The organism is Sulfurospirillum multivorans DSM 12446 (genome assembly GCF_000568815.1).
Lineage (GTDB): Bacteria > Campylobacterota > Campylobacteria > Campylobacterales > Sulfurospirillaceae > Sulfurospirillum > Sulfurospirillum multivorans.
Genome location: NZ_CP007201.1, coordinates 1,993,189 through 2,018,451, shown reverse-complemented (window position 1 = coordinate 2,018,451; position 25,263 = coordinate 1,993,189). Strand labels below are relative to the sequence as shown.

The 25,263-nt window shown below is 42.8% G+C and carries 25 protein-coding genes; 16 read left to right on the top strand and 9 right to left on the bottom strand.

Annotation, left to right across the window (positions count from 1 at the left end):
* Positions 1 to 43: 43 nt before the first annotated feature.
* Positions 44 to 964, bottom strand: coding sequence for a CDF family Co(II)/Ni(II) efflux transporter DmeF (gene dmeF / locus SMUL_RS10520; protein ID WP_025345217.1), 921 nt, complete (start codon positions 962 to 964; stop codon positions 44 to 46).
* Between the two features lie 69 nt (positions 965 to 1,033).
* Here dmeF and SMUL_RS10515 point away from each other — a divergent pair, with 69 nt between their 5' ends.
* The 6 genes from SMUL_RS10515 (at position 1,034) to SMUL_RS10490 (ending at position 4,701) form a co-directional block, all read left to right on the top strand.
* Positions 1,034 to 1,306 carry a metal/formaldehyde-sensitive transcriptional repressor gene (locus SMUL_RS10515; RefSeq protein WP_025345216.1) on the top strand — a complete coding sequence of 91 codons (273 nt, stop codon included), beginning with the start codon at positions 1,034 to 1,036 and terminating at the stop codon, positions 1,304 to 1,306.
* A 4-nt stretch (positions 1,307 to 1,310) separates the two neighbouring features.
* Positions 1,311 to 1,970 carry a response regulator transcription factor gene (locus tag SMUL_RS10510; protein WP_025345215.1) on the top strand — a complete coding sequence of 220 codons (660 nt, stop codon included), beginning with the start codon at positions 1,311 to 1,313 and terminating at the stop codon, positions 1,968 to 1,970.
* Positions 1,960 to 3,180 (top strand): ATP-binding protein, encoded by a 1,221-nt coding sequence (locus tag SMUL_RS10505; RefSeq protein ID WP_025345214.1) that lies wholly within the window; start codon positions 1,960 to 1,962, stop codon positions 3,178 to 3,180. The genes SMUL_RS10510 and SMUL_RS10505 overlap by 11 nt, the downstream gene beginning before the upstream one ends.
* 87 nt (positions 3,181 to 3,267) lie before the next feature.
* Entirely contained in the window at positions 3,268 to 3,711 is a 444-nt protein-coding gene (locus SMUL_RS10500) for a hypothetical protein (protein ID WP_025345213.1), read from the top strand.
* Between the two features lie 11 nt (positions 3,712 to 3,722).
* Positions 3,723 to 4,235: a cytochrome b gene (locus SMUL_RS10495; protein ID WP_025345212.1), complete on the top strand. Its 513-nt coding sequence runs from the start codon at positions 3,723 to 3,725 to the stop codon at positions 4,233 to 4,235.
* Between the two features lie 10 nt (positions 4,236 to 4,245).
* Entirely contained in the window at positions 4,246 to 4,701 is a 456-nt protein-coding gene (locus SMUL_RS10490; protein WP_025345211.1) for a hypothetical protein, read from the top strand.
* A gap of 91 nt (positions 4,702 to 4,792) precedes the next feature.
* Here SMUL_RS10490 and SMUL_RS10485 read toward each other — a convergent pair whose 3' ends face one another.
* Together SMUL_RS10485 and SMUL_RS10480 are read right to left on the bottom strand one after the other, a co-directional pair.
* Positions 4,793 to 5,461 (bottom strand): response regulator transcription factor, encoded by a 669-nt coding sequence (locus SMUL_RS10485; RefSeq protein ID WP_025345210.1) that lies wholly within the window; start codon positions 5,459 to 5,461, stop codon positions 4,793 to 4,795.
* Positions 5,458 to 7,347: an FIST N-terminal domain-containing protein gene (locus SMUL_RS10480; protein ID WP_025345209.1), complete on the bottom strand. Its 1,890-nt coding sequence runs from the start codon at positions 7,345 to 7,347 to the stop codon at positions 5,458 to 5,460. The genes SMUL_RS10485 and SMUL_RS10480 overlap by 4 nt, the downstream gene beginning before the upstream one ends.
* Positions 7,348 to 7,826: 479 nt before the next feature.
* Between SMUL_RS10480 and SMUL_RS10475 the strand changes: the two genes are divergently transcribed.
* The 10 genes from SMUL_RS10475 (at position 7,827) to SMUL_RS10430 (ending at position 19,730) form a co-directional block, all read left to right on the top strand.
* Complete coding sequence (locus tag SMUL_RS10475) at positions 7,827 to 10,547, top strand: molybdopterin-dependent aldehyde oxidoreductase (protein WP_025345208.1); 2,721 nt, start codon at positions 7,827 to 7,829, stop codon at positions 10,545 to 10,547.
* Positions 10,548 to 10,628: 81 nt separating this feature from the next.
* Complete coding sequence (locus tag SMUL_RS10470) at positions 10,629 to 12,992, top strand: pyridine nucleotide-disulfide oxidoreductase/dicluster-binding protein (RefSeq protein WP_025345207.1); 2,364 nt, start codon at positions 10,629 to 10,631, stop codon at positions 12,990 to 12,992.
* Position 12,993: 1 nt separating this feature from the next.
* Complete coding sequence (locus SMUL_RS10465; RefSeq protein WP_025345206.1) at positions 12,994 to 13,200, top strand: DVU_1557 family redox protein; 207 nt, start codon at positions 12,994 to 12,996, stop codon at positions 13,198 to 13,200.
* A 1-nt stretch (position 13,201) separates the two neighbouring features.
* Positions 13,202 to 13,933, top strand: coding sequence for a DVU_1556 family methyltransferase (gene trsM, locus SMUL_RS10460; protein WP_025345205.1), 732 nt, complete (start codon positions 13,202 to 13,204; stop codon positions 13,931 to 13,933).
* Entirely contained in the window at positions 13,926 to 14,372 is a 447-nt protein-coding gene (locus SMUL_RS10455) for a DVU_1555 family C-GCAxxG-C-C protein (protein ID WP_025345204.1), read from the top strand. Before trsM ends, SMUL_RS10455 begins: the two co-directional genes overlap by 8 nt.
* A gap of 4 nt (positions 14,373 to 14,376) precedes the next feature.
* Entirely contained in the window at positions 14,377 to 15,714 is a 1,338-nt protein-coding gene (gene trsS / locus SMUL_RS10450) for a radical SAM (seleno)protein TrsS (RefSeq protein WP_025345203.1), read from the top strand.
* The gene (locus tag SMUL_RS10445; protein ID WP_223809692.1) at positions 15,711 to 17,015 is read left to right on the top strand and encodes a DVU_1553 family AMP-dependent CoA ligase; all 1,305 of its coding nucleotides are present in this window, start codon (positions 15,711 to 15,713) and stop codon (positions 17,013 to 17,015) included. Before trsS ends, SMUL_RS10445 begins: the two co-directional genes overlap by 4 nt.
* Positions 17,012 to 18,046, top strand: coding sequence for an XdhC family aldehyde oxidoreductase maturation factor (locus SMUL_RS10440; protein ID WP_025345201.1), 1,035 nt, complete (start codon positions 17,012 to 17,014; stop codon positions 18,044 to 18,046). The genes SMUL_RS10445 and SMUL_RS10440 overlap by 4 nt, the downstream gene beginning before the upstream one ends.
* A gap of 3 nt (positions 18,047 to 18,049) precedes the next feature.
* Complete coding sequence (locus tag SMUL_RS10435) at positions 18,050 to 19,156, top strand: DVU_1551 family NTP transferase (RefSeq protein ID WP_025345200.1); 1,107 nt, start codon at positions 18,050 to 18,052, stop codon at positions 19,154 to 19,156.
* Positions 19,149 to 19,730 (top strand): histidine phosphatase family protein, encoded by a 582-nt coding sequence (locus SMUL_RS10430; RefSeq protein WP_025345199.1) that lies wholly within the window; start codon positions 19,149 to 19,151, stop codon positions 19,728 to 19,730. The genes SMUL_RS10435 and SMUL_RS10430 overlap by 8 nt, the downstream gene beginning before the upstream one ends.
* Before the next feature lie 29 nt (positions 19,731 to 19,759).
* On the opposite strand, the gene SMUL_RS10425 is transcribed toward SMUL_RS10430, so the two are convergent.
* The 6 genes from SMUL_RS10425 to SMUL_RS10400 form a co-directional block, all read right to left on the bottom strand.
* Positions 19,760 to 20,836: a CNNM domain-containing protein gene (locus tag SMUL_RS10425; protein ID WP_025345198.1), complete on the bottom strand. Its 1,077-nt coding sequence runs from the start codon at positions 20,834 to 20,836 to the stop codon at positions 19,760 to 19,762.
* Positions 20,837 to 20,948: 112 nt separating this feature from the next.
* Positions 20,949 to 21,314: a methionine-R-sulfoxide reductase gene (locus SMUL_RS10420; protein WP_025345197.1), complete on the bottom strand. Its 366-nt coding sequence runs from the start codon at positions 21,312 to 21,314 to the stop codon at positions 20,949 to 20,951.
* 131 nt (positions 21,315 to 21,445) lie between these two features.
* A complete protein-coding gene (locus tag SMUL_RS10415; RefSeq protein ID WP_025345196.1) occupies positions 21,446 to 22,108 on the bottom strand; it encodes a potassium channel family protein in 663 nt (220 codons plus the stop codon).
* Positions 22,105 to 23,436 (bottom strand): TrkH family potassium uptake protein, encoded by a 1,332-nt coding sequence (locus tag SMUL_RS10410; protein WP_025345195.1) that lies wholly within the window; start codon positions 23,434 to 23,436, stop codon positions 22,105 to 22,107. Before SMUL_RS10410 ends, SMUL_RS10415 begins: the two co-directional genes overlap by 4 nt.
* Positions 23,433 to 24,140: a response regulator gene (locus SMUL_RS10405; RefSeq protein WP_025345194.1), complete on the bottom strand. Its 708-nt coding sequence runs from the start codon at positions 24,138 to 24,140 to the stop codon at positions 23,433 to 23,435. The genes SMUL_RS10410 and SMUL_RS10405 overlap by 4 nt, the downstream gene beginning before the upstream one ends.
* Positions 24,137 to 25,156 carry a sensor histidine kinase gene (locus tag SMUL_RS10400; protein ID WP_025345193.1) on the bottom strand — a complete coding sequence of 340 codons (1,020 nt, stop codon included), beginning with the start codon at positions 25,154 to 25,156 and terminating at the stop codon, positions 24,137 to 24,139. Before SMUL_RS10400 ends, SMUL_RS10405 begins: the two co-directional genes overlap by 4 nt.
* Positions 25,157 to 25,263: the final 107 nt, after the last annotated feature.

Here is a 25,263-nt window from a genome sequence, read left to right as displayed (position 1 = left end):
CTACGGTGCCGATAACGTGTGTTGGCACCTTTAAGGAAGCTTTTTATGCGAGTTCGATCGATACATGTACCAGCTCTTCATGAATGGAAAGCTCGTGTTTGATACGTTCGATGTTAAGGGTCATTTGAGCGTAAAGCGTTAGAATGCAGCCATATTTGCCTTTGCCGACTTGCCATACATGCAAATCCTTAATCGAAATTTTTTCTTCCAAAGTATTGATAACGTCGATGATTTCTTGAACGATCGGCTCGTCCATCGTTGCGTCTAAAAGTATTTTCCCCGATTGTTTGATCAGCCCTATCGCCCATACGAAAACCAAGATTGAACCGACGATTCCCATAACCGGATCAAGCCAATTTGCACCCCATAGCATGCCGCCTAAAAGTGCGACAATCGCTAAAACCGACGTCATCGCATCGGCGAGAACGTGAAGGTAAGCAGCTTTAAGATTCATATCGTGACGGTGGTTATGATGTTCATGATGTTCGTGTCCGTGGTGACGATGATGATCGTCTTGGAGAAGCCATGCGCATATAAGATTGACGATCAATCCGAGAACAGCTATGGCGATCGCTTCTTGATAGGCAATTTGCACCGGATTGAAAAGGCGTTCAAACGAGTGGAATGCCATAAAAAAAGCGACGACCAAAAGTAAAATCGCACTGGTGTAGCCACCTAGCACTTCTATCTTATACGTTCCGAAATTAAAGCGAAAGTCTTTCGCGAATTTATGTGCCATAACGTACGCTATAAACGCCATGCCAAGTGCCAAAGTATGCGAACTCATATGCCATCCGTCCGCTAAAAGTGCCATTGAGTTAAAATAAAGACCGCCGACGATTTCAAAGACCATCATAGCAAACGTCAACAGAGTAGCATAAAGCGTATTTTTCTGTGCGATCGGATTGGAGGTATCGAAATTGTGCGAATGTGCAAGACATTTGAGCGATTCTAGCGTGTTCATTTTAGACCTTTTTAAATTTTTTTTTGATACTATACCCCAGTATATCTAATAAAATTCTAAAGGTCAAAAATGTCTCATACGATCGCCAATAAAGAGAAACTGCTTTTGCGGGTTAAAAAAATCAAAGGGCAATTGAGCAGTCTTGAAAAAGCTTTGGAAGACGAAAAAGAGTGTTTTAAAATATTACAGCAAATCAGCGCGGCACGAGGTGCAATACACTCGTTAATGAGCGAGGTACTTGATGGGCATATTAAAGAACATCTTGGAAATCACGTCAGTGAAGCTGATCGTGAAAAAGAGATACTTAACCTTGCGAGTCTTTTAAAAACGTATTTGAGGTAAGGCGATGCAAAAGATTTTATTGATTGAAGATGATGAAGAGTTTGCCTCTTTGATTCAAGCGTTTTTGGAGCAAAGAAGCTTACATGTAGATATCTGCGATGACCCTTTTAACGCTATCGTTACATCTCTTGATGCGTACAGTTTAGTACTTTTGGATTTGGGGCTTCCAGGGATGGATGGGCTTGAAGTGTGTCGTGAACTACGCAAAAAAAGCCAGATTCCTATTATTATCTCCTCCGCTCGCAACAGTACCAGCGACAAAGTGATGGGACTTCAAATCGGTGCGGATGATTACTTGCCAAAACCTTATGACCCTGATGAGCTGTATGCACGCATTAGCAGTTTGTTGCGCAGAGTCCGTGCCTTTGCCGATGATAAACCCAAAAAAGTATTTGTTGTGGATGTTAAAGCCCATGATGTGCTCTACTTGGAACACCCTTTGTTGCTCACCGAAGCAGAATTTGAAGTTGCTTCACAGCTCGTCAAACATAATGGCAATGTGGTTTCCAAAGAGCAACTCCTCTACGATTCACCCGCTATATCCTCGATGGATGGGAAAAGTTTAGAGATGATTATCAGCAAAATTCGTGGGAAAATCAAACCCTATTCACCTAAAGAGCACATCATCGCCCTTCGTGGTCGAGGGTACCGCCTTGTGGAGTAATATCAAAACCTCATTAATCGTACAAATCAGGCTTTTATTTGTGATCTCCCTTGTGGTCATTCTTGGACTGTGGGGATTTTTTTATATTCGCCAAAAACACCTGCAAGACGAACACAATATGGCGCGTTATTTTAGTATCGCAAGCTCACTGCAACCCGTACTGCTTCAATCTTTTAGTGTGAGTGATGAAGATTTGAAAGAGTATAACGTTAAAATATTCACCCAAAAGCCCTCGAGCGAAGCAAAAATGCTCTATCATAAAGGAGATGAATTTAAAGGCTTCAGCCTCTTTTCGTACCAAGGGAAAAAGGTGATGTATGTGTACAATCCTATAGGCTCCCTTTATTTGGAAGATTTAGAAGAGGATTATGCGCTCATTTTGATTCACTCCATTTTTGCTATCTTGTTGGGACTTCAAACGATTTTATTTATGGTTTCAAAAAAAATGCTCACACCGCTTATGGATGTGGAGCGACACTTTACACGAATGGAAGGTGGGGATTATTCTGAAGTGGCAATCACCTCGCAGTATAAAGAAATCAATCAAATCACCCACTCCTACAACAAAGCCATCCGTCACATTAGCTACCTATTAGAAACGCGCGAGATGTTTAATAAAATATTTATGCATGAGATGAAAACACCTTTGGCAAAAGGAATGTTTTACCTTAAAAATGAGCCCTCGCTCAAAACACATGAACAAATCCACACGGTGTTTGAGGCGATTAACACTCAGCTCAACACCTTTAAGACCTTAGAAGAGCTTATTGGTAAAAATGAAACGATTCTGCCTCACCCTCATGCGCTAAACTCCCTTTTAGAAGAAGTTTCACAAACCTTACATGTAAAGGATACGGACGCTATACAAACAAAGGGGTGTGAAGGCTATACGCTGTACGGAGATAAAGAGTTGTGGTTGGTTTGTTTAAAAAATATACTCGACAATGCCTTGCAATATTCCAAAAACCATACAGTATCTCTTACATGTAAGGAAAATAAACTCTACATTTCCAATGTAGGAGAACCGCTTCCTATTGATATTTCTCAGAATTTACACAGTTGGAAATTGGATAAAACACAAAGACATAAGAGCTCAACGGGGTATGGATTTGGTCTTTTTATCATTCAAAAAACCGTCCATCTTAATGGCTATACGATAGACTATACTTATGAGAACGCTCATGTCACTTTAATAATTTCCCCAAAATAACCTTATTTACCTCTGTTTACCTTCGCTTGGGTTAAGGATTACCTTCGTCTCTTATACTTTCATCACAAATCAAAAAAAGGATTCACGATGAAAACAACAAAACTCATCACACTTAGTCTAGCGCTTATGGTGGCATCAAGCTCAGTTTACGCTTTTGGAGGACCAAAAGGTTTTATGGACTGCGATAGCCAATCTAGAAAAATGCCTTTTCAAAAGCAGATGGCAATGAGTGGCAATGGTATGCAAGAGGTTATGATGACACTCTCCAATATGGATTTGTCTAAAACACAATGGAATGAGATTCGAAAAGTGATGTTTGATCTACGTGAACAGCGTTTTGACAAAGTCGAACCCAAAGAAGCGGTCGTTATCATCAACAAAGATGGCACCTTTGATAAAGAGGGTTTTGTCAAAAACAGAGCTTCTTTGTCTAAAGAGATGATCGATGTTCAAGCCAAGAGCATTGAAAAAGTTTTGAGTGTTTTGACAACCGAACAACGCAAAACCTTAGCCACTAAACTTGCAATTTAAAAGGAGAGATTATGACACGCTACACATCACGCTCTGTTATCCTTCACTGGCTTAGTGGAGGATTGCTTATTTTTCTTTTGATGACAGGAACATTTGTTTTGTCAAACATGCCCAATACGGTTGAAAAGTTAGGTTCTTTAAAAATCCATATGATTTTAGGCATTATTGCAACGCTTTTAAGCCTGATTCGTATCTGGGTGATTGTAAGAGCGCCAAAGCCAGAAGCCCTTTCCATGAGCCCTTTTAGAGCCATGATGATGAAAGCCAATCATATCGCCATCTATGGTGTCATTATTGCGATTGGGGTGAGTGGATTTGTGCTTGCACAAAGTGCTTCTTTAGGGCAGATTATTTTCTTCGGATTAGAAAAAGAGCTTTACGGTAGTTTTAAAGATTTTGGCGTGGGCATTGTCCATGGATTTTTAACCAAAGTGCTTCTCTTCTTAATCGTTATGCACGTTGCAGGTGTGGTCTCGTATGCCATTAAAAGTAAGAACAATATTATCAAACGCATGTGGTTTTAAAGGAGCAATGATGAGACAATTATTAAAAATAGGCACACTTTTAGTGTGTGCAGGATTGACATTGGTGGCGCAAGAAAAAAGTGCTGAAGATCTTGTAAAAAGTATGAAAAAAGAGGATATTACCTACGCACAACTGATGAGCGGTATGGGTATGGCGTATGATAACATTCAAAAAGGTGTCATTACTATGAATAAACTCCTCGTCGATCGTGGTATTGATTTTATCAGAACCCATCCAGCGCCTAAACAAAACCCATGGCTCATTATGGATAAAGATAGCCAAGAAGGGTTTAAAGCCATGCTGGTGTATCATGATGAAAAGATGGATGAGGATGTTGCTTTGATTGAAAAAGCGGTCCAAAAAAAAGATTGGATTGGTGCGTATGATAATGTTAAAGAGTTAGGAAACAGCTGTATTTCATGCCATTTAGCCTATAAAGATCATGTCAAATACGTTATGAAATAAACCTTACTTTTCGTAAGGTTTTTCTTTTTTTATGTTACATGTTTTTTGATAACACTAAAATACAATAATAATTTATTCGGTATGGATGTCGCTACATCGAAGGGGTTTTTACCATATACCCGATCCCTCTAATATTGGTGATAAAATCTTCTTTCAAATGACTTTTCAGGCGATTTACTTCTGTTCGGATGGTGGCTTCGTCGACGTCCATATCAAAATCATTCCATACATTTTCTCGAAACATGTCGTAACTGCAGACAAATCCTCGGTTATGGGTGAGGAATTGGATGATTTGCAGTTGTCGTTTGGATAAAACTTGGGGCTCTTCATGAAAATAGAGCGTCATCGCGTCACAATCAAAACTGTAAGAGGTGGAGAGTCTTTTGTGATGCCTCTCTTTTTTTAAGGTTTTTGAAATGCGGTCGATTCGGATATTGAGCTCTTTGAGATGAAACGGTTTTTTCAGATAATCAAAACAGCCCAGCTCAAACGCTCGTGAGATGTCTTCAATGTCGATGAGTGCTGATATAAAAATGACGGGCATGACTTTTTTTTGCGCATGCAAGGTCTCTAAAATGCTAAGTCCATCCATGTTGGGTACGTTAATATCAAAAACAAGCAGGTCAAACCGCTCTTTTTCCAAGATGCTTAAACAGGCATTGCCATCTCGCACCGATGTCATGGCATGACCGATGGTAGTGAGGTATTTTGTAATTGATTCGTTCAGGAGAATGTCATCTTCTAGGAGTAAAATTTTCATGCGTCCTCGATTTTAAATTGGTATGAAAAGGATGTGATGGCTTCATCGGAGTGCAGTGTAATTTTCACGTTTTCTTCCTTACAGATTCTTTTAACGAGATTGAGTCCGAGCCCAAAGCCGTCTTGTGCCTCTTCTTCACGGTAGAATTCTTCAAAGATTTTCTCGGGTTTTTGAATTTTTCGCGAATGCGACGCGATGCAAAAATGACAGCTGTCCGCATCTTTGTAGATAGAGATGACAATTTTTTCATTTTCAAAGGTGTATTTGATCGCATTGGTGAGATTGTTGTCGATGATGCGTTGTAATTTGGTCTCATTAAAGAAGATCATCGCTTCATTGCAATTGGTTTCAAAGAGAAACATGGATTTGGCTTTGTCCGCTACTTGCGCAAAGAAGTCGATGCGACAGCGGATATAATCGATCAAATCAATGGGACGCTTCACATAGTTGATTTGGTCTTTTTTCACCAAATAACTCAAATCATCGTACATCGAAAAGATGCTTTTCGCCGCAACTTCGATATTTTCCAAGTAAGTACTTTTCCCAAACTCCATCTCATGCAGTTCAATATTGTTCATGATGACACTCAGAGGCGTGTTCATCTCATGAACGGTGTAGCGCAAAAACTGTTTGTGGGATGCTAAAAGTGTGTTGGAGTAGCGTCTTTGTTTCTCTAAGCGTTTAGACTGCTCGTCGTAATCGCGCGCACTCTGCTCAATCAAGTGGGTTAACGATTCAATCGTTTTAGAGTAGGGGGTTTTCTTTTTAATCTCCTCTTTGTTTGAAGAGGTTGCCATAGCTGTATTTGTGATGGATTCGCTGAGGGCAACGACGGTGAGTGTTTGGTTGAGCAGCTTGTTGTGGCCGTTTTGGTGGTAAAACTCTGAGTAGGTAAAAAACCCTGAGGTTGCCGCTGTTTTTGAAAACGAGCCAATGCCCAGTTTAATTAAAAACGGCATAAACCGTCTTCGTGCCATACAGGAGAAGACATAATACGTTTCTGCGTTGATCGTGTGCAAGTTTTCTAAAACGTCTATGGGATCTTTCATCAACGACTCAGCGTCGCCAAAGCCGATGCGGACTTTGTCACCTTCGCTAAAATTGCCACTGTAACTCAGACTTCCATCGTTATGTTTGGCGATGACGGCTCTTGCCATGGTGACGCCATACTTTTCGAGAATGAGGGGAAATTCTGTTTGTGAGAAGTTACCGCCGAGGTATTTATCGTAAAACTCAGCCGCTTTCATGCCATCGATCAGGTAAACTCTATTTTCTGTTACTTTCGTAATGGTATGCTTAAGCCCGATAGGTTTCCAATCAAACTTATAATCGGTCGCTACATGTAAAGCATCAGAATTTAATGAAATCCCGACCACACCTTCGCCTAAAAGGGTCTTTTGGGATGAAATATAGGTTTGCTCAAACTTCCCATTATCACCTGCCATGCCACCGCAAATGGGTATGGTCGCATCATACGATTCCACTCCTTTTAAAAACTCTTCGGCATTCATACGTGTGCCATCGGAGAAAAGAATGAGGAGTTTTGTGTTGGAGCTCACCAAATCAGAGGCAATGTTCACACCGCATTGAAAAGAGTCTTCATGGTTGCTGTAGGCCGTTTTAATGAAAGTATTTTCAAAAATACTAATGGAGATGACGGTTCTAAGTGTCGTGATCGCCTCACCAAAGATCTCTCCATCGGTGGTCGTTCCGATACAAATGGCATGGGGAATTTGGGTGAGGATAATGTCGCTGATCTCTTGCAGTACAGCTTTTCCTTGCCCACAAAAGAGTTGGACTAAAACATTTTTTTCCGTTTCAAAGAGCGAAAAATCAATGATGCTGTGCACCGAACCTGTTTCATAACAAAAATTGTATGTCTTCATAAACCTTTTCTCCCAAGCGCATTTTCACGTGTTTGAAAGATACCCAATAGCAGCTTATAAGGAAGATATTTTTTAATACAAAGCCCAAAAATAAGAGCGTTACATGTCAATAGATTACCGATTTACTCCTCCCAAATTTTTTTTTGATACGACACTTTACAATCAATGCCATTGCTATATTCATGCTACAATCCTACTATATAATCTTCACAGATAGTTAAAAAGTAAATCTAATAAAAACACATAAGTTATGGGAGGCCAAAAAATTCTATAGAACATGAATACAAAACGTATCGACGTGCTTCATGGTGGGTTTTAGGGGTGAGTTTTTTGATAAATCATGGTGGTGAATATGCAAAAGAAGCATATTGAAGGCATTTAAAGTGAGATTTTCAAAAAGCTTATGTATCAAAATGTGCACATTTTGCATATTTCTTACATGTAAGAAAGTGCTGACAACTATTTTAAGAGGGAAACACATGTTAAAAAGAACTTTAATCATTAATGGCGTTAAAACCACTTTGGTGACAGACGCCGAAGAGAAACTATCCGATGTGCTGCGAAAACAGCTAGGACTCACAGGCACAAAAGTAGGCTGTAATAGTGGTGAATGCGGTACGTGTACCGTTATTTACAATGGCAAGGTCGTGAGATCGTGTATTTTGAAAATGAAAAAAATTGTAGACAATGATGAGATCATCACGATTGAAGGGGTGGGTACAAAAGATAAACTTCACCCACTTCAAGTTTCATGGATGGTGCATGGCGCGGCGCAATGCGGTTATTGTACGCCTGGTTTTATCGTCTCAGCTAAAGGTCTTTTAGATCAAAACACCAACCCAACACGCGAAGAAGTTCGTGATTGGTTCCAAAAAAACAAAAACCTCTGCCGTTGTACAGGCTATATTCCTTTAGTCGACGCGGTGATGGACGCTGCTAAATTAATGCGCGGTGAAATCACGATCAAAGATATTTGGAAAGAGCTTCCAGAGGGTGCTTCGTTGGTGGGTTCAGAGTTTATCCGTCCTTCCGCACTGGCAAAAGTCATGGGAACATGGGATTTTGGTGCCGATTTGGGTCTAAAACTACCATCCAATACCCTTCATGCCAAACTCGTTCAAGCCGAAGTTTCTCATGCCAATATTTTATCGATTGATACTGAAGAAGCCAAAAAAGTTCCGGGTGTTGTTGCCGTTCTTACCTATAAAGATGTCAAGGGAACCAACCGCATCAATGGTTTGGCGTTTCCTACCAATAAGGGTGATGGCTTAGATCGACCAATATTAAATGATAAAAAAATCTTTCAATACGGCGATGCGATTGCAATTGTTTTGGCTGAAAATGAAAAAGCGGCGCATGCGGGTGTCGAGAAAGTCAAAGTCGAACTTGAAGTCTTACCTGCGTACATGAATGCACCTGACGCGATGGCAGATGATGCGATTGAGATTCACCCAGGTACTCCGAATGTTTACTTTACCAACCACATCAGCAAAGGAGCCGAAACCAGCTCTATCATGAAAGAGGCACCTTATGTTGTGGAAGATAGCTTTTATACACAACGACAACCTCACTTACCCTTAGAGCCCGATGTTGGTTTTGCGTATGTTAATGATGAGGGAAAATTGATTGTTCACTCTAAGAGTATTGCGCTTCACTTTCATGCGTTGATGATTGCAGAGGGTGTGGGTATGAAAGCCGAAGACGTTTTCATCGTTCAAAACAATACGGGAGCTACGTTTGGTTATAAATTTAGCCCGACGATGGAAGGTTTACTTGGGGTTGCAACCCTTGCTACGGGAAGACCTGTGTACCTTGAGTTTGATATGAAACAACAGATCACCTATACGGGTAAACGATCACCTTTTTGGACAACGATGAAAATGGCAGCAGACAAAAATGGCAAAATCTTAGCGTTAGAGTCTGATTGGAGTGTGGATCATGGACCATATTCTGAATTTGGTGACTTGTTAACACAACGCGGTTTCCAATTTGGTGGAGCGGGCTATATGATCCCTAACATTCGTGGTAATGGGCGAACCGTTTGTACGAACCATGGTTGGGGCTCAGCATTTCGCGGATATGGTTCACCTGAGATCATGTTCCCTTCCGAAGTGCTTATTGATGAGTTGGCTGAAAAAGTCGGCATGGATCCGTTTGAGTTTAGATTCAAAAATATTTACAGACCAGGCGATACAACCCCAACAGGATGTTCTCCCGATGTTTTTTGTTTAGAAGAGCTGTTTGATAAAAGCCGACCAGTGTACACATTAGCGAAAAAGACAGCGGCGAAAAAGAATGCCAATGCAGCAGCAGATAAAAAATACGGTGTGGGCGTTTCGGTCAATATCTACGGGTGTGGCTTAGATGGCCCTGACTCTTCCGAAGCGTGGGCAGAGCTGACCAAAAACGGTGTCGCAGTCGGCAATTCATGGGAAGATCACGGTCAAGGTGCTGATATTGGCACGCTTACGTTTGCACATGAAACCTTAAAACCTCTGCATCTTAAGCCAGAGCAAATTGATTTGGTACTGAATGATATGACCAAAACACCGAACAGTGGCCCAGCAGGTGGAAGTCGCTCCAATGTGGTTACGGGTAATGCAACCGTTGTGGCATGCCGCAATTTGCTTGAAGCGATGAAAAAAACAGATGGCACATACCGAACCTATGATGAGATGGTAGCCGAAGGAAGAGAGCTCAAATACATGGGTAAATGGACAGCACCATGCACCGATACACCACCAACGGATGGTCAAGGTAACCCATTTGCGGCTTACATGTACGGTGTTTGTATCGCGGAAGTCGAGGTCGATACGAAAACGGGTAAAACCAATGTTGAAAAAATGACACTCGCTTCGGATGTCGGTACGATCATCAATAAACTCGTTGTTGATGGGCAAATGTACGGCGGTTTGGTGCAAGGCATTGGTTTAGCGCTTACTGAAGACTTTGATGATCTTAAAAAACATACCACCTTGACAGGGTGCGGTATTCCTAAAATCAAAGATGTTCCTGATTCTTTGGATCTTATCTACACAGAATACCAAAGACCAAACAGCTTATTAGGTGCTTCAGGTGCGGGTGAAATGCCTCTTGCTGCGCCTCATGCAGCGATTATCAATGCGATTTACAATGCGTGTGGTGCGAGAGTGACACACTTACCAGCACGCCCTGAGAAAGTTTTAGCAGCGATGGCGTAATCGCTTTACATGTAAAGCGTGGGATACGTGTGTATCTCACGCCTGTTTTTGCTTTTAACACGATATTTTGAGGAAATAAGAATGGATTTAGACGCATTATTAGAGATTAGCAATCACTGTATTCATTCAGAACCTCCCGTATGCGTAGCATCGTGTCCCGTTCATATGGATGTGATTGCTTTTGCGCACGAAATTGAACAAGGTGATTTTGCTAAAGCGTATAAGGTGATGGAAACCAAAATACCCTTTAGCAGACTTATGGGGAAAATCTGCGACCATCCTTGTGAGAGTCGCTGTGTACGAAAAGAGGTGGGTGGAAGTATTCGCATCAGCGAACTGGAAAAAACGGTGATTGATTTAGGCTACACAACTCCCAAAAAACCACTGCTTTTGCCTAAAAATAAAGGCACCGTTGCGATTATTGGCGGGGGACTTAGTGGCTGTGTGACGGCGATTGAACTGGATAAAAAAGGCTACAAAGTCACCATTTATGAAAAAACAGACCGTTTAGGTGGAAGCCTTTGGGATTATGAAGGTAAAGGGTTAGAGACCGCCATCATCGAAGAAGAGCTCTCCATTATTTCTAAAAAAGGGATTACGGTTTGTTATAACACGGAAGTGACTGAAGAAAATCTGAAAAATTATAGTGAAACATACGATGCTGTTTATTTAGGGACTGGGGTTTGGAGCAAAGCGTATGCTATCCATCCTGAAACATTTCAAGTCAATGATGCTTCCTTGTTTATCGGTGGAAAACTTCAACTACAAAACCATTCGCTTATTTTTTCGGCGAGTTCAGGCAAAAGAGCAGCGGTTTCGATAGATCGCCACATTACGAAAACTTCCATGCTTGCTTCTAGGGAGAGAGAGGGTGTTTTTGAAACGAAATTAGACTATAAAATTGATACGGTAAAACCGACTCAGACCGTGGTAAAAAGAGCCTCTCTTTACTCTGAAAATGAAGCACAAGAGGAAGCAAGCAGGTGTCTTAAATGCCAATGCGATGCCTGTATTAAAGCCTGTGTGCATATGCAACGCTTCAACATCACTCCTGATCGTTATATCCGAAGTATCAATCATAATGAACGTATCGTTTTAGGAAACAGAAGCGCCAATTTGATGATTAACTCTTGTACACAGTGTGGCTTGTGCAAAGAGGTGTGTCCTATTGGCATTGGTATGGCAGATATTATTCACGCTACGAGACAAAGTATGGTAGAGCGTAAAAAAATGCCCATCTCAGCGCATGATTTTGCCCTTAAAGATATGCAGTTTAGCCATAGCGATTACTTTTCCTTAGTGCGCAAACAACCGAGCAAAGAGCAATCCAAAAATCTCTTTTATTACCCCGTCATTGCTTTTTCTCAGTACGCACGAGGTTTGTACAAAGGCTCTGGAAAAACGGGTTATCTTTTTTACCCAGGCTGTCAGCTCAGCTCCACACACACCGATTATATTGGCGCTATTTACAAACATTTGGTGGGCGTCATCAAAGAGAAAGATGCCGATAACGATGTGGGGCTTTATTTAGGCTGTTGTGGCGCTCCTGCGGATTGGGCAGGACGGCTTGATCTGATGCCTGAGAGTGTTGAAAAAATTCACACAACATGGGAAGAGATGGGTCAGCCGACCTTCATTTTAGCCTGTTCGAGCTGTGCTTCGACGTTTGAGAAATACCTGCCGATGATCAAAACCATCTCGTTATGGGAAGTGTTTGCCTCATTCGGTTTGCCTGAGGTGGATATTAAAAAAGGTAAGCGTGAGCTTTGCATTCACGATGCGTGCGCGACGAGGCATAATTCGGCGATTCATGAAAGTGTACGAAGCATTGTGAAAACGTTAGGTTATACCATCCAAGAGCTTGAATACGCCAAAGAAAAAGCGAAATGTTGCGGTTATGGTGGTTTGGTTGCTTGCGCCAATCCTGAGCAGGCGGAGGATTTTGTTAAAGACCGCATTGATGAGAGCGAGCACGATGTGCTGGTGTATTGCGCGATGTGCAAGGATATGTTGGTCAAAGGCAATAAACGGGCGTATCACATTTTGGACATCATTTATGGCAATGAAGTTAACCACGATACCCCTCAAAAAATGCCCACACTCTCCGAGCGCCAAAACAATCGAAAACACCTCAAACAGCAGTTGCTTAAAGAGATTTGGAACGAAGAGGAGAGCGATATGAGCAAGACCTATGATTTTACCCTGCATGTTTCCGATGAAATCACCGCCCTTATGGAAAAACGATTTATTTTGCTCAGTGATGTTGAAAAAGTGGTGGAACACTCCCTTACATGTAAAGAGCGATTTTACAATCCTGAAACCTTGGATTTTCTTGCACGCCTTAGAGTTGACAATGTGACCTTTTGGGTGAAGTACGAAGAAAGCGGCAGTGACATCACGGTGAAAGATGTCTACAGCCATCGCATGGAAGTGGTGGAGGACTAAGATGGAAACTAAAATCGATACAACAAGCCCATGGATGTGCGATAAATGCCAAAAAGCATTGGTGTCACAAAAGGTTAAAGTGCGCTATTTGGAAGGAAATTTTGAAGTCGAGCTTTTAAAATGCCCTACCTGTAACATGGTCTTTATCAGTGAAGATTTGGCTTTAGGGAAAATTCTTGAAGTCGAAAAAAGCTTGGAGGACAAGTAGCGTGAATGTCTATGAGAGCAGCTGCATGCAAGAAGCCACCGGTGAAACCTTGCGTCCGGGAGGATTTAAACTGACCGAACAGGCTGTTCATTTTTGCGCTTTAAATAAACAGATGCGCATACTTGATCTTGGGTGTGGTATGGGTGCGACGGCTGCGTATCTTTACCAAATGTATGGAATAAAGCTAGTCGGCATTGATCCCTCCCCAAAATTGCTCGACATCGCCAAAGCGAAAAACCCTTTTGCGACCTTTGTGAAAGGCTCAGGTGATGCGCTACCGTTTGATAATAATCAGTTTGAGTGTGTCTTGGCGGAGTGTACTTTGTCCTTGATGAATGATTTACATGTAAGCCTTAAAGAGGTCTACCGAGTGCTCGAAAATGGCGGTTGGTTCGTGATTAACGATGTGTATGCAAAAATCCCTGAGGCACTTAGTTCGATGGATAATTTTTCCATGACATCGTGTATGCGTGGAATGCACGATCTGCTCTCTTTAAAAGAGATGTTGGAGAAGATTGGCTTTGAGATCATGCTTGTAGAAGATTGCAGCCAACTGCTGAAAGAGCTTATGGTCAAAATCATCTTTTCACACGGCTCTATGGGTGCCTTTTGGGGTAAAACCATCGAAGGCGAAGCAGCTCACACGAGTTGCTCTTTTAATCAAAACATTAAACAGTGCAAACCGGGTTATTTTATGTTAATCGCTAAAAAAGGAGAAGCAAACAATGGATGATGTATCACTACGTTTATTTAAACTCTCATCAGCAGGATTTTGCTGTGCGCAAATCATGTACAAACTCGCCCTTGAAGACGAAGGCGCTTGCAATGATGACTTAGTGCGCTCGGCACAAGGACTCTGCCGTGGCATCGCCGATACGCAACAAACCTGTGGTGTTCTCAGTGGCGGCATTGGCGTTTTAGGATTGTATGCGGCAAAAGCAAAAAATGAAGAGAGTGCTCATGAAGATTTTGAACCGATGGTTCAGGCGTTTCATGAATGGTTCAAAACGGAATTTGGCTCAACACAGTGTGCGACGCTGATTGGTGTGCGAGATTTTCACAGTGGTGACCAAAGTTTCAAACCCATTTGCGCAGGAATTATTCAAAAAGCGTATGTCAAAGTCTATGAGATTTTGTTAGAGCATGGCTACGACTACGGAAATAGAGCGTAATGCGATGACGCATGAATCTTTGATGCACACGGAGAGTTTATGTCCTGTCTGCTTGCGCGTACTTGAGGCGTTTATCGTCGAAGAAAACGATCATGCGCTGATGCTGAAAACCTGCCTAGAACACGGATCGTTTGAGACGGTTTTATGGCGAAGCAAAACGCCGATGCGTGAATGGATACGCACCAAAGAGAGAGCGACCATTAAAAACCCTATGACCGAGATCGACAAAGGGTGTCCGTTTGATTGCGGCTTGTGCAGTGCGCACAGACAATGCACCTGCACCGCACTGATTGAAGTGACTTCACGGTGTAATCTTAACTGTCGTTTTTGCTTTGCGGATGCGCTGGATGCGAAAAGTACCGACCCAACCTTGGAGCAGGTGCGGTTTCAGTTTGAGAGCATTTTGAAAGCCTCAGGAAAGTGCAATATCCAACTCTCAGGCGGTGAGCCAACGGTAAGGGATGATCTAGCAGAGATTATTCGCATCGGTGTTAACCTTGGTTTCCCGTTTATTCAGGTCAATACGAATGGTATTCGTATGGGAAAAGATGAAGCGTATGTGAAAGCTTTAAAAGAGGCAGGGCTTAGCTCGATTTTTTTACAATTTGATGGCATCGATGATGCGATTTATGAAAAACTGCGCGGTCGTGCGCTCTTTGATATTAAGGCTCAAGCGATTGAAAACTGCCGCAAATACGGCATTGGTGTGGTGCTGGTTCCTACCATCGTTCCCAATGTTAATGTGCAGAGTATTGGTGACATTGTCCGTTTTGGCATAAGCCAAACGCCTACCGTCCGAGGGGTGCATTTTCAGCCTGTGAGTTATTTTGGGCGTATTCCTGAAGCTCCTAAAGATGATGATCGCATCACATTACCTGAAGTGATGGAGCAGATTTGCGAGCAAACCGATCACATGGTAGATATGCAGAGTATGAAACCCCCCGGTTGCGAAAATGCGCTCTGTTCGTTTCATGGTAATTATCTGATCGAAGAGGGCAGCTTAAAGCCTGTGACCAAACGATCATGTTGTTCGAGTGAAAGTGAAAAAGCAGAAGAGGGGGCGAATAAAGCCAAAGCCTTTGTAGCGCGTAACTGGTCGTATCAAAAGCAGATTCACGAAGAGAAACTTTCCGACTGGGACAAAATCTTAAGCGCCATCGCCAACAATGCGTTTAGCCTCTCAGGCATGGCATTTCAAGATGCGTGGAATGTCAATTTGGAGCGTATTCGGGATTGTTGTATTCATGTCTCTACCGTGGAAGGAAAACTGATTCCGTTTTGCATGTACAACATCACCAACATGGATGGGAAGTCTCTGTATCGAGACGCAAAGAGGGCATGATGACCATAACACCATTGGAAAACTGGATACTTGAGCGAACACAACTGGCTTCAAAAAGTCAAGACGCTTTGAGGGCGTATCAGCTTGAAAAGATCATTCAGACCTTAGCGTATGCCAAAGAGAAGAGTCGGTTTTACCACGAAAGACTCAAAGCGGTTGACCTCGGTGCAATCACGTCGCTGAAAGATTTTGAGCGCATTGCGTTTACGACACCTGCGGAGATGAAACAAAACAGCCTTGATTTTGCTTGTGTTCCCAGTTCTGGCATTGAGCGTATTGTGACCTTAAATACCTCTGGTACGACGGGCGATGAGAAACGCATCTTTTTTACGCACGAAGATTTGGAAGCGACCATTGACTTTTTTCAGTACGGGATGAAGTGTCTGGTGGATCAAAGCGATACGGTGATGGTTTTACTTCCAGGCCCTGCTTATGGAAGCATCGGGGATTTGCTTCACAAAGCGTTGGCAAAAAGCGGCATTTCGTGCATCGTGCATGGTGTTCTTAGCGATGTTAAAAAAACGGCGCAGTGTATTGAGAAAAATCACATTACCTGCATTGTAGGCATACCAATGCAAGTGCTTTACCTCAGTCGTGTTAAGCCAGAACTTTTTTACCGCCATATCACAAAAGTGCTTTTAAGCACCGACTATGTACCTGACGCATTGGTCGAAGCACTGAGTTTTAAGGGTACATGTAAAGTTTTTAACCATTACGGTATGACAGAGATGGGCTATGGTGGAGGCGTTGAGTGCGCGTGTTTGGATGGGTATCATTTACGGGAGAACGATCTCTATTTTGAGATTATCGATCCGATTTCAGGCAAGCCTGTGCAAGACGGAGAGTACGGTGAAGTGGTTTTTACCACGCTGAATCGTCAAGCGATGCCGCTGATTCGTTATAAAACGGGCGATAGGGCGCGATTTTTAACGAAGCCTTGTGGGTGCGGTACCTTTTTGCGCCGAATGGAAAAAGTGTTGGGGCGCATGGAAAACAGCGTCTGTATTCAGGGGCATGAGATTCATTTACGCGCGTTAGATGAGATTCTTTTACAGTTTGATTCTATTTTAGATTATACGCTGCGTGTGGAGGAAAATGACACTTTACATGTAAAGCTGATGCTTGCCAACAAAGAGCGCTCCGTGGCGCTTAAAGAGGAGATTATTCGGCGTATCAGAGAGCATTTTTCTTTTGAGTTTACGCTTCGGATTGACGCCCAAGAAGATGATCGTTCCCCCAAAGTAATCCATAGCATGATCAAACGAAAATTACACGATAACAGACAAGGAGCAACGGTATGAAAACCATTGTAGAACACATTGTAGATAGTTTAAATGAACAACATGAAATCGTTACAGCAACCATATTACACAAAAGCGGTTCAGCCCCTAGAGAAGCGGGCACGAAGATGGTGATTCGCAAAGATACCTCCATTGAAGGAACGATCGGTGGCGGTACACTTGAAGCCATGGCGATGCAGTTAGCCCCAGAGGTGTTTAAAACCAAACAGAGTTCCATCGAAGATATTGAACTGACCGATGATGATGCAAGAGCTGCTGGTATGGTGTGTGGTGGCGAAGTTAGCGTGCTTTTAGAGCACATCGATGCGCTCGATATTTCGCAACTCAACATCTACCATAAAGCCAAAGAGCTTAAAACCGTGGGTACGGATTTTATCATGATTACGAATATTTCGCAGACGAACAGGCGTATGAGTGGCAAGCATAAATGGATATGCACTGAAACGGAGCTATTTGGCGAAGAGGACAAAGAGGTACAAGGCATCGTACGTGAGCTTCGGGAGAATTTTTACCATGTTAAGTTTCATTTACATGTAGGAAAAAATCGGTACATGATCGAGCCTTTTTACGCGATGGATCGGCTCTACATCGTGGGGGCTGGGCATGTCTCTCAGCAAATCGCCTTACTCTCTAAATCGCTTGGTTTTTACACGGTTGTCATTGATGATAGAGAAGCGTTTGCCAATAAAGAGCGATTTCCCTCCGCCGATGAAATTCATGTGGTCTCTTCGACGTATGAGGGATTACTCCAAGAGGTAGGTATTCCTCCCAACAGTTACATTGCCATCGTGACCAGAGGCGTTGATAAAGTTGTGCTTGAGCAAGCCCTTCGTATGCGCGCCAAATACATTGGGATGATTGGGAGTAAAACCAAACGCAATTATGTGTATGCGGAGCTGTTGAAAGAGGGTTTTGCGCAAAAAGAGTTAGACGTTGTGCATTGTCCTATCGGTGTCTCTATCAATGCGCAAACACCTGAGGAGATCGCCATTAGCATCGTTGCCGAATTAACCCAAGTCAAAAGAAGTTAGACAATGACAAAAAGCGATATGGCTGTTCTTATCATCGCCGCAGGGTACTCTTCGCGTATGCACGACTTTAAACCGCTGTTGCCTTTTGGAGAAACGAGCGCTTTAAAACGACTCATTCAAACCTACCAAGCGCATGGGCTAGAACATATTTACGTGGTGGTTGGGCATCGCCAAGACGAGATCAGAGAGGTTTTAAAAGAGGAAAATGTCACGATCGTTTACAATGAGGAGTACGATAAAGGGATGTTTAGCTCGATTCAAAAAGGGCTTCGTGCGATGGATGAAATGATCCATGCGTTTTACATGCAGCCTGTGGATATTCCCCTCATCAAAACTCAAAGCCTTGAGCGGTTGTATGAGGCGTATGCAAGCACACGAAAGGGCGTGATTTACCCGACCTTTTTGGGGCATAAAGGGCATCCACCGCTGATTGATATGAAGTATAAAGCGCAGATTCTTGCTAGTAACGGCGAAGGTGGGCTGAAAAAAGTGCTTGAAGCGTTTCATGCGGATGCTTTACATGTAAACGTCTGCGAGCAGTCGGTTTTAATGGATATGGATACGAAGGAAGATTATGAAAATCTCCTGCGCTACGAAGCGCTGGGTGCTCCTAATAAAGAAGAGTGTTTGGCAATGATGCTTCAAAACGAGGTGCCACCCCACATTATCAAGCATTGCGAAGCGGTGGAAAAAATGGCATCCAATCTGCATGAACAGATCGTCTGTTTTGGGATTGGAATCGACAAAAATGCTTTAAGTGCGGCGGCATGGGTGCACGACATCGCTCGTAAAGAGAAAAATCATGCGTTGGTGGGTGCGCAAAAGCTTCGCTCGATGGGCTATGGTGCCATCGGTGAGATTGTTGCAACACATATGGATATTGAAATCGATGAGAATGTGCCTTTAACTGCCAACGAACTGCTCTTCTTAGCCGATAAATTGGTGGATGAAGATGAGGTGTGCGGTTTTGAAAAGCGTTTTACTCGGGCATTTCAAAAATGCGAAGGAAACCTCGAAGCACAACGCAACATCACCCAACGTTTAAACGCCACACGCATGATTATTGCCAAGATCGAAAAGCTTACATGTAAGGTGTTTCCTTATGGTTGAAAAAGTCTATCTGCTTCGTCATGGGAGCGTTGATAATGGGGGTGAAAAGCGGTATTTGGGACGTACTGATGTGCCACTGGATGCGTTAGGAGTAGAACAAGCGCAAGCGTTGAGTGATTATTTTAAGGCGATCCACTTTGATGCCATTTTTACCAGTCCCCTCCATCGTTGTGTGCAAACAACAGAGATGATCTCTAAGACGTATCAGGTTGTTGAGGCATTGTCCGAGATCGATATGGGGGATTGGGAAAATGTCCCAATGGCGCATATTCAGTCACTCTACCCCAAACTGTACGCGCAACGAGGTGAAAATTTAGAGTACTTTACCCCACCCAATGGCGAGAGTTTTCATATGATGGCACAGCGTGTGAGGCAGGCGTTTGCCAAAATCGTACAGAGTGAAGAAGGTACCATACTCATCGTTGCGCACGCAGGGGTCAATCGCATGATCCTCTCACACCTCTTTGGCATTGAGATCAACGATATGTTTAGCATCGTCCAGCCTTTTTCATGTATCAATGAATTAACGTGGGATTGTGAACGGTTGCAGTGGGAGTATCGAAACATTTTGTAAAGAGGCTTTACATGTAAAGCCTCTTTACACTAGTAAACCTTTGCTTTTTCGAGCTTTTTACGCTCGACTTTCATGCGGTCTTGGAATTTTTTACTACGATCTTTGGCGAAGAGTTGCATGTCTTCGACTTCGTCCATCTCATCCACGATCTCAACACCCAAAAGCGTCTCAATCGCATCTTCAAGTGTGACAACACCAGCGGTTTGTCCGTAGCTGTCAAACACCACAAAGAGGTGCGTTTTACGTTTGATGAATTGGTCGATCAAATTTGGCACAGGAAGATTTTCAGAAACCATATGCACTTCGTGCGCGATGTGTTCAAGCGTTGTTGTATCATGGTCTTCCACGCTCTCCTCTAAGATGCGTTGGTTAAAGACGATGCCCACGACATCATCAAGCGTCTCACCAAAAACAGGAATACGTGAATGAATGTACATACGATCATCTTCAATCGCATCTTCAATGGTCGTTGTAGCAGGAAGCGCAAACACAACGCTTCTAGGAGTCATAATGTCTTTGGCTTTAATGTTTTTAAGTTTTAAAAGATTTTCAATGAGGTCACTCTCTTTACTGAGAATCGATCCCTCTTTTTCACCCATCGCAACAACTGCCATGATCTCATCACGCGAGAAATTGTTTTGGTGTTTTTTGTTTTTTGAAATAAAGTTGGTCAAAAGCGATGAAACCCATGTAAATGGCGTGGTGACCGTGACTAAGAATGAGATCAGGTACGCTGAGGGAATCAAGAGTTTTTTCCAGTAAAGTGCACCGATGGTTTTAGGGATAATCTCCGAAACATACAAAATAAGCAGTGTTATAGCAAAAGCAACCGCTGTTTGCCACTCTTGTCCAAACAAGATTTGTGCTTGTGCACCCACACCTGCAGCACCCATGGTGTGTGCGAAGGTATTGAACGTTAAAATCGAAGAGATCGGTTTGTCGATGTTTGCTTTGAGCTCTTTGAGCAGGACAATAGCATTTTCGTGCGTCTCTTTGGGAAGGGTTTCAATGTAGGAGTGCGTACTTGAGAGCAAAACAGCTTCAAGGATCGAGCACATAAATGAGATAATAAGCGCGATAGAAAGATACGTAATCAATAGCGTCATAGAAGAGCCCCTATAGAAGAAGCAAGGTTAAAGCTACACGAGTCCGGTTCGCTTTGGGTCATACAGAATTCCTTTAAAATAATTTGTGTCGTATTATAGCATAAAGTAAAAACTACTTGATTACAGGCTCGAATGTGAGCGAGATAGAATTGACACAATAACGTGTGTTTTTCTCAGTCAATCTCTCCCCTTCAAACACATGTCCTAAGTGCGCACCACAGGCGTTGCAGAGTATTTCGGTGCGTCTACCATCCTTGTCTGTTTCGCGTTTGACTGCCCCTTTGATCTCATCATCAAAACTCGGCCAGCCACAGCCTGAATCAAACTTGTCTTGGGAGGTATACAGTGGCGCATTGCACTGTTTACAGTGGTAAATGCCTTGCGCGTGAAAGGTGTTGTATTGCCCAGAATAGGGCATTTCTGTACCTTTGTGAAGGATGACACGCTCTTCTTCTGGGCTAAGGGAACGAAGCTGCATACGCACTCCTTTAGGGTGTGATGAAAAATAGTGCACTGAGGTTTTCAAAATCGTTAAAAAGTGAGTCAAAACCTCTTTACATGTAAACCGTTATAACACCATTGTGCTAAAAGAGGCTTTACATGTAAAGATTAGCTCTCCGCTTTGGTGAGGTTTCTCAGCTTCTCAATGAAGACTTTTTTACCGATAAAGGAGAGCATGTCGTTTTCGCGAACTTTGTAAGTTTTATCGACATCAAACGTCCATGTATCTCTGGTTTTGCAGGCAACAAGGTGGATCTCATTTTCGAACATAAGTTCGATCTCTTGCACCATTTTACCTATCAGTGATTTGGTGACGGTGAATTTTGCAATTTTGATCGTACTGCTAAAATCAATCTGATCGATGACCACGTTTCCGACAAGGTTTTCAACTAATTTTTTAGCCGATTCCCTCTCAGGATAGATGACTTTAAACGCCCCCAAGCGTGCTAAAATCTCACCATGCGTGAGCGTGATCGCTTTGGCAATGATGGTTTTATTGTCCAACTCTTTGAGCGCCATCAGGGTTAAAATACTCGCCTCAATGTTCTCGCCAATGCTGATAATAACCGTATCAAGCCCCACAACGCCCGCTTCTTGAAGGGCTTTGATGTCCGTACTGTCTAAAATGAGCGCATCTTCGATGTAGTCGCTGATGAGTTGAATTTTGTGGGGGTCATTGTCGATGGCGATGATGTCCATGCCTTGCTCGGCTAAACCTTTGGCGATGTGAAAGCCAAATTTTCCAAGACCTATAACGGCGTATGTTTTCATAATAAAATCCTTCCTTCTGGGTATTGTACGTGTTTAATTTTTTCTCTGCCGATGATGAGAAATCCAAAGGCAAAAATGCCCATTCGTCCGATGAGCATAAGGGCGATAATAATGGATTTGCCAAAAGGGTTAAATGTATCTGAGAGGCTTAAAATATCGCCATTGCCAGCTGAAACTCCCACCGTACAAAAAGCCGATACAACTTCAAAGAGTGTTTTCATAAAGTTAGAGTGTTGGGTTTCGACTAAAACAATGGTGGCGGTGATTGTAATAAACGAAGCGACTAAAATGATCGCAGAAGAGCGGTTGATGATCTCTTGCGAGATGGTGCGCTTAAAGGCATGTGGCGCTTGATTGCTGATCTTCATCGTGTGCATGGTTGCGATGATGAGCACAGCAACAGTCGTGATCTTAATACCACCGGCGGTACTGCCTGCCCCTCCTCCGATCATCATGTAAATGGTCGAGCAAAAAAGCGATGCGTCGCTGAGAAGTGAAAGATCAAGGCTGTTAAAACCAGAGGTTCTAAAGTTGACAGAGAGAAAGAAACTATTCAGAAGCTTGCGATAAAGCGACATGTGCGCAAAAAGACCTTTCGTGTCCCACTCAATGGCTAAAAAGAGGATAATGCCTGAGATCAGTAAAATCACTGTACCCAAAAGAGTGATTTTCGTGTGCGCAGAGAGCATGAAACGTTTATGGACTGCTTTGGCGTGAAGTTCCACCAAAACCAAATAGCCAATACCCCCACAGATAATTAACCCTCCAATCGTTCCAATCACGGTGAAATCATGGTTGTAGCTGATAAAACTATCGGTAAAGAGGGAAAAACCCGCGTTGTTAAAAGCAGATACCGCATGAAAAATGGCTTGCCATAACGCCTGTTTAAAAGACATATCGAAACCAAAACGTACGGTTAAAATGCCAATGCCCAGCCCTTCTATGATAAACGTAAATAAAAAGACTTTTTTTAAAAAGCTTTGAATGTCAAGATTGTGCGCGTAATTGAGCGAATCTTTTGCCATGTTCTTTTCATGAATGGTCAGGTTTTTTTTCATAAACAAGAAGAAGAGGGTGACGATACTCATGTAGCCCACACCACCCACTTGCATCAAAATCAAAATAACGCATTGCCCAAAAAAAGTAAAATGCTCCGAGGTGCTTTTGACAATAAGCCCTGTCACGCAGGTTGCGGATGTCGAGGTAAAAAGTGCATCGATAAACGCGAGTTTCCCCACATGGGCAAACGGAAGCATCAAGACAATGGCACCGCAAAAGATAACCGCTAAATAGCTAAAAAGGATGATCCTTAAGGTTTTTTGATTCATTCATCTCCTTTTTCGTGGTCACACTGGCAAAAACGATACCCAATGCTGGACTCGGTTGTGATGTACTCCGGTCGGGTCGAGCTTTTTTCAATCTTTTTACGCAAGGAGTTGATATAGGTTCTAAGATACTGCATCTCGTTTTGATACCCGACACCCCAAACGGCTTTTAAAATCTGCTGATGCGCAAGGACTTTGTTAGCGTTTTGCATCAAGTAGCGCAAAAGTGTGTATTCGGTGGGCGTGAGCTTTAAAGGAGTGCCGTTTAGCATGACCTCTTTCTTGGTAAAATCGACGCTGAGATCTTTACATGTAAGCCGCTGGGGCGCAATGTCATGATGCACGCGCCTGAGTGTTGAGCGTACACGTGCAAGCAGTTCACTCGCAGAAAAGGGCTTCGTCACATAGTCATCCGCACCCAAATCAAGAGCCGCGATAATCTCTTTCTCCTCACTTCGTGCGGAGAGGACAATGATGGGCGTTTTGCTCTCTTTGCGCACCTCTTTGATCAGCGTTTTTCCATCGCCATCGGGCAGTCCAAGATCTAAAATGATCAGCATCGGATTGTGGCTGATGTATTCACGTTTTGCAAGTGCTAAGGTATTGGCATAGCGTGTTTTATAGCCGTATTCAAACAGCGAAATGGTTAACAGTTTGGAGATGGCATCGTCATCTTCTACGATTAAGATCAGCTCATTGGGTTTCATTCAGCCTCTTTTTGAAGCGCACTGAGCTGTTTGAGCCTTGGTAAGGTTATCTCAAAACAGACGCCATTTTCGTGGTTGTACGCTTTGATTTTTCCATGGTGTGCGGCGACGATGCTTTGGCAGATGAAAAGACCAATGCCACTGCCTGAAATATCTTTCGCGTTTTCAAGGCGGTAAAATTTATCGAAAATGGTTTCTAAATTTTGCTCTTTAAGCGGATTACTTTCGTTAAAGAATGTAATCTGAGCACTTTTGTCTTCTTGTTTGATCGTGACACTGATCTGCTTGGTTTGGTTGGAGTATTTAAACGCGTTGTCTAAAAGATTGGCAAAAAGCCGCACCAAAAGGTTGTAATCGCCCCAGAAAAGCTCCAAATGCGCGTCTACATGTAAACGCAATGAGCGCTGTATTTGGGCTTCATCAAAATCTTGCAAAGCAACGCCTAAAATATCTTCTAGATCGCACCATTCCATCTTCAGTTCCAGGTGTTTGTCTTTCAGGCGAGCGTTGTCTAAAAGGTTATTGATGAGGCGGTTCATTCGTTCAGAACCATTTTTGATCTCTTGAAGTAGCGTATTTTGAGTCTCTTCGCTCATTTTTCGGTCTTCCAACAGCAGTGTAATGGAACCCAAGATGGAAGAGAGTGGCGTTTTAAGATCGTGCGAGAGCGTGTTGAGCAAAATATCTCGTATCTCATTGGTCTGAATTTTTTTGGCTTGCGCTGTGATGATGTACCCCACCAGTAAAAAAATGGCAAAACTCCAGAGATAAATCGCGTCATGCACACTGAAACTATAAACGGGTGGAACATACAGAACATTGAAGAGTAAAATAGCGATGAAAGCAATAAGTGCCGTGGCAGAAAAGTTACCACGAAGCGCTACGAAAATGATGGGAATAAGATGAATCAGTGCGATGTTCACGAGCTCTAAATAGTCTTGAAACACAACGCTAATCAGCGTAATGACCCCCAAGACACCTAAAGCAGTTAAAATGTAATTGTAGCGATGAAACACGCCTGATCCTCATAGTCTATTTGGGATTATTATAGAGCAGAATCCATCAAAAAGTTATCAAAATAGTGACTTTTAGGATAAAATAGTTTTCCCAAATTTCAAGGAGA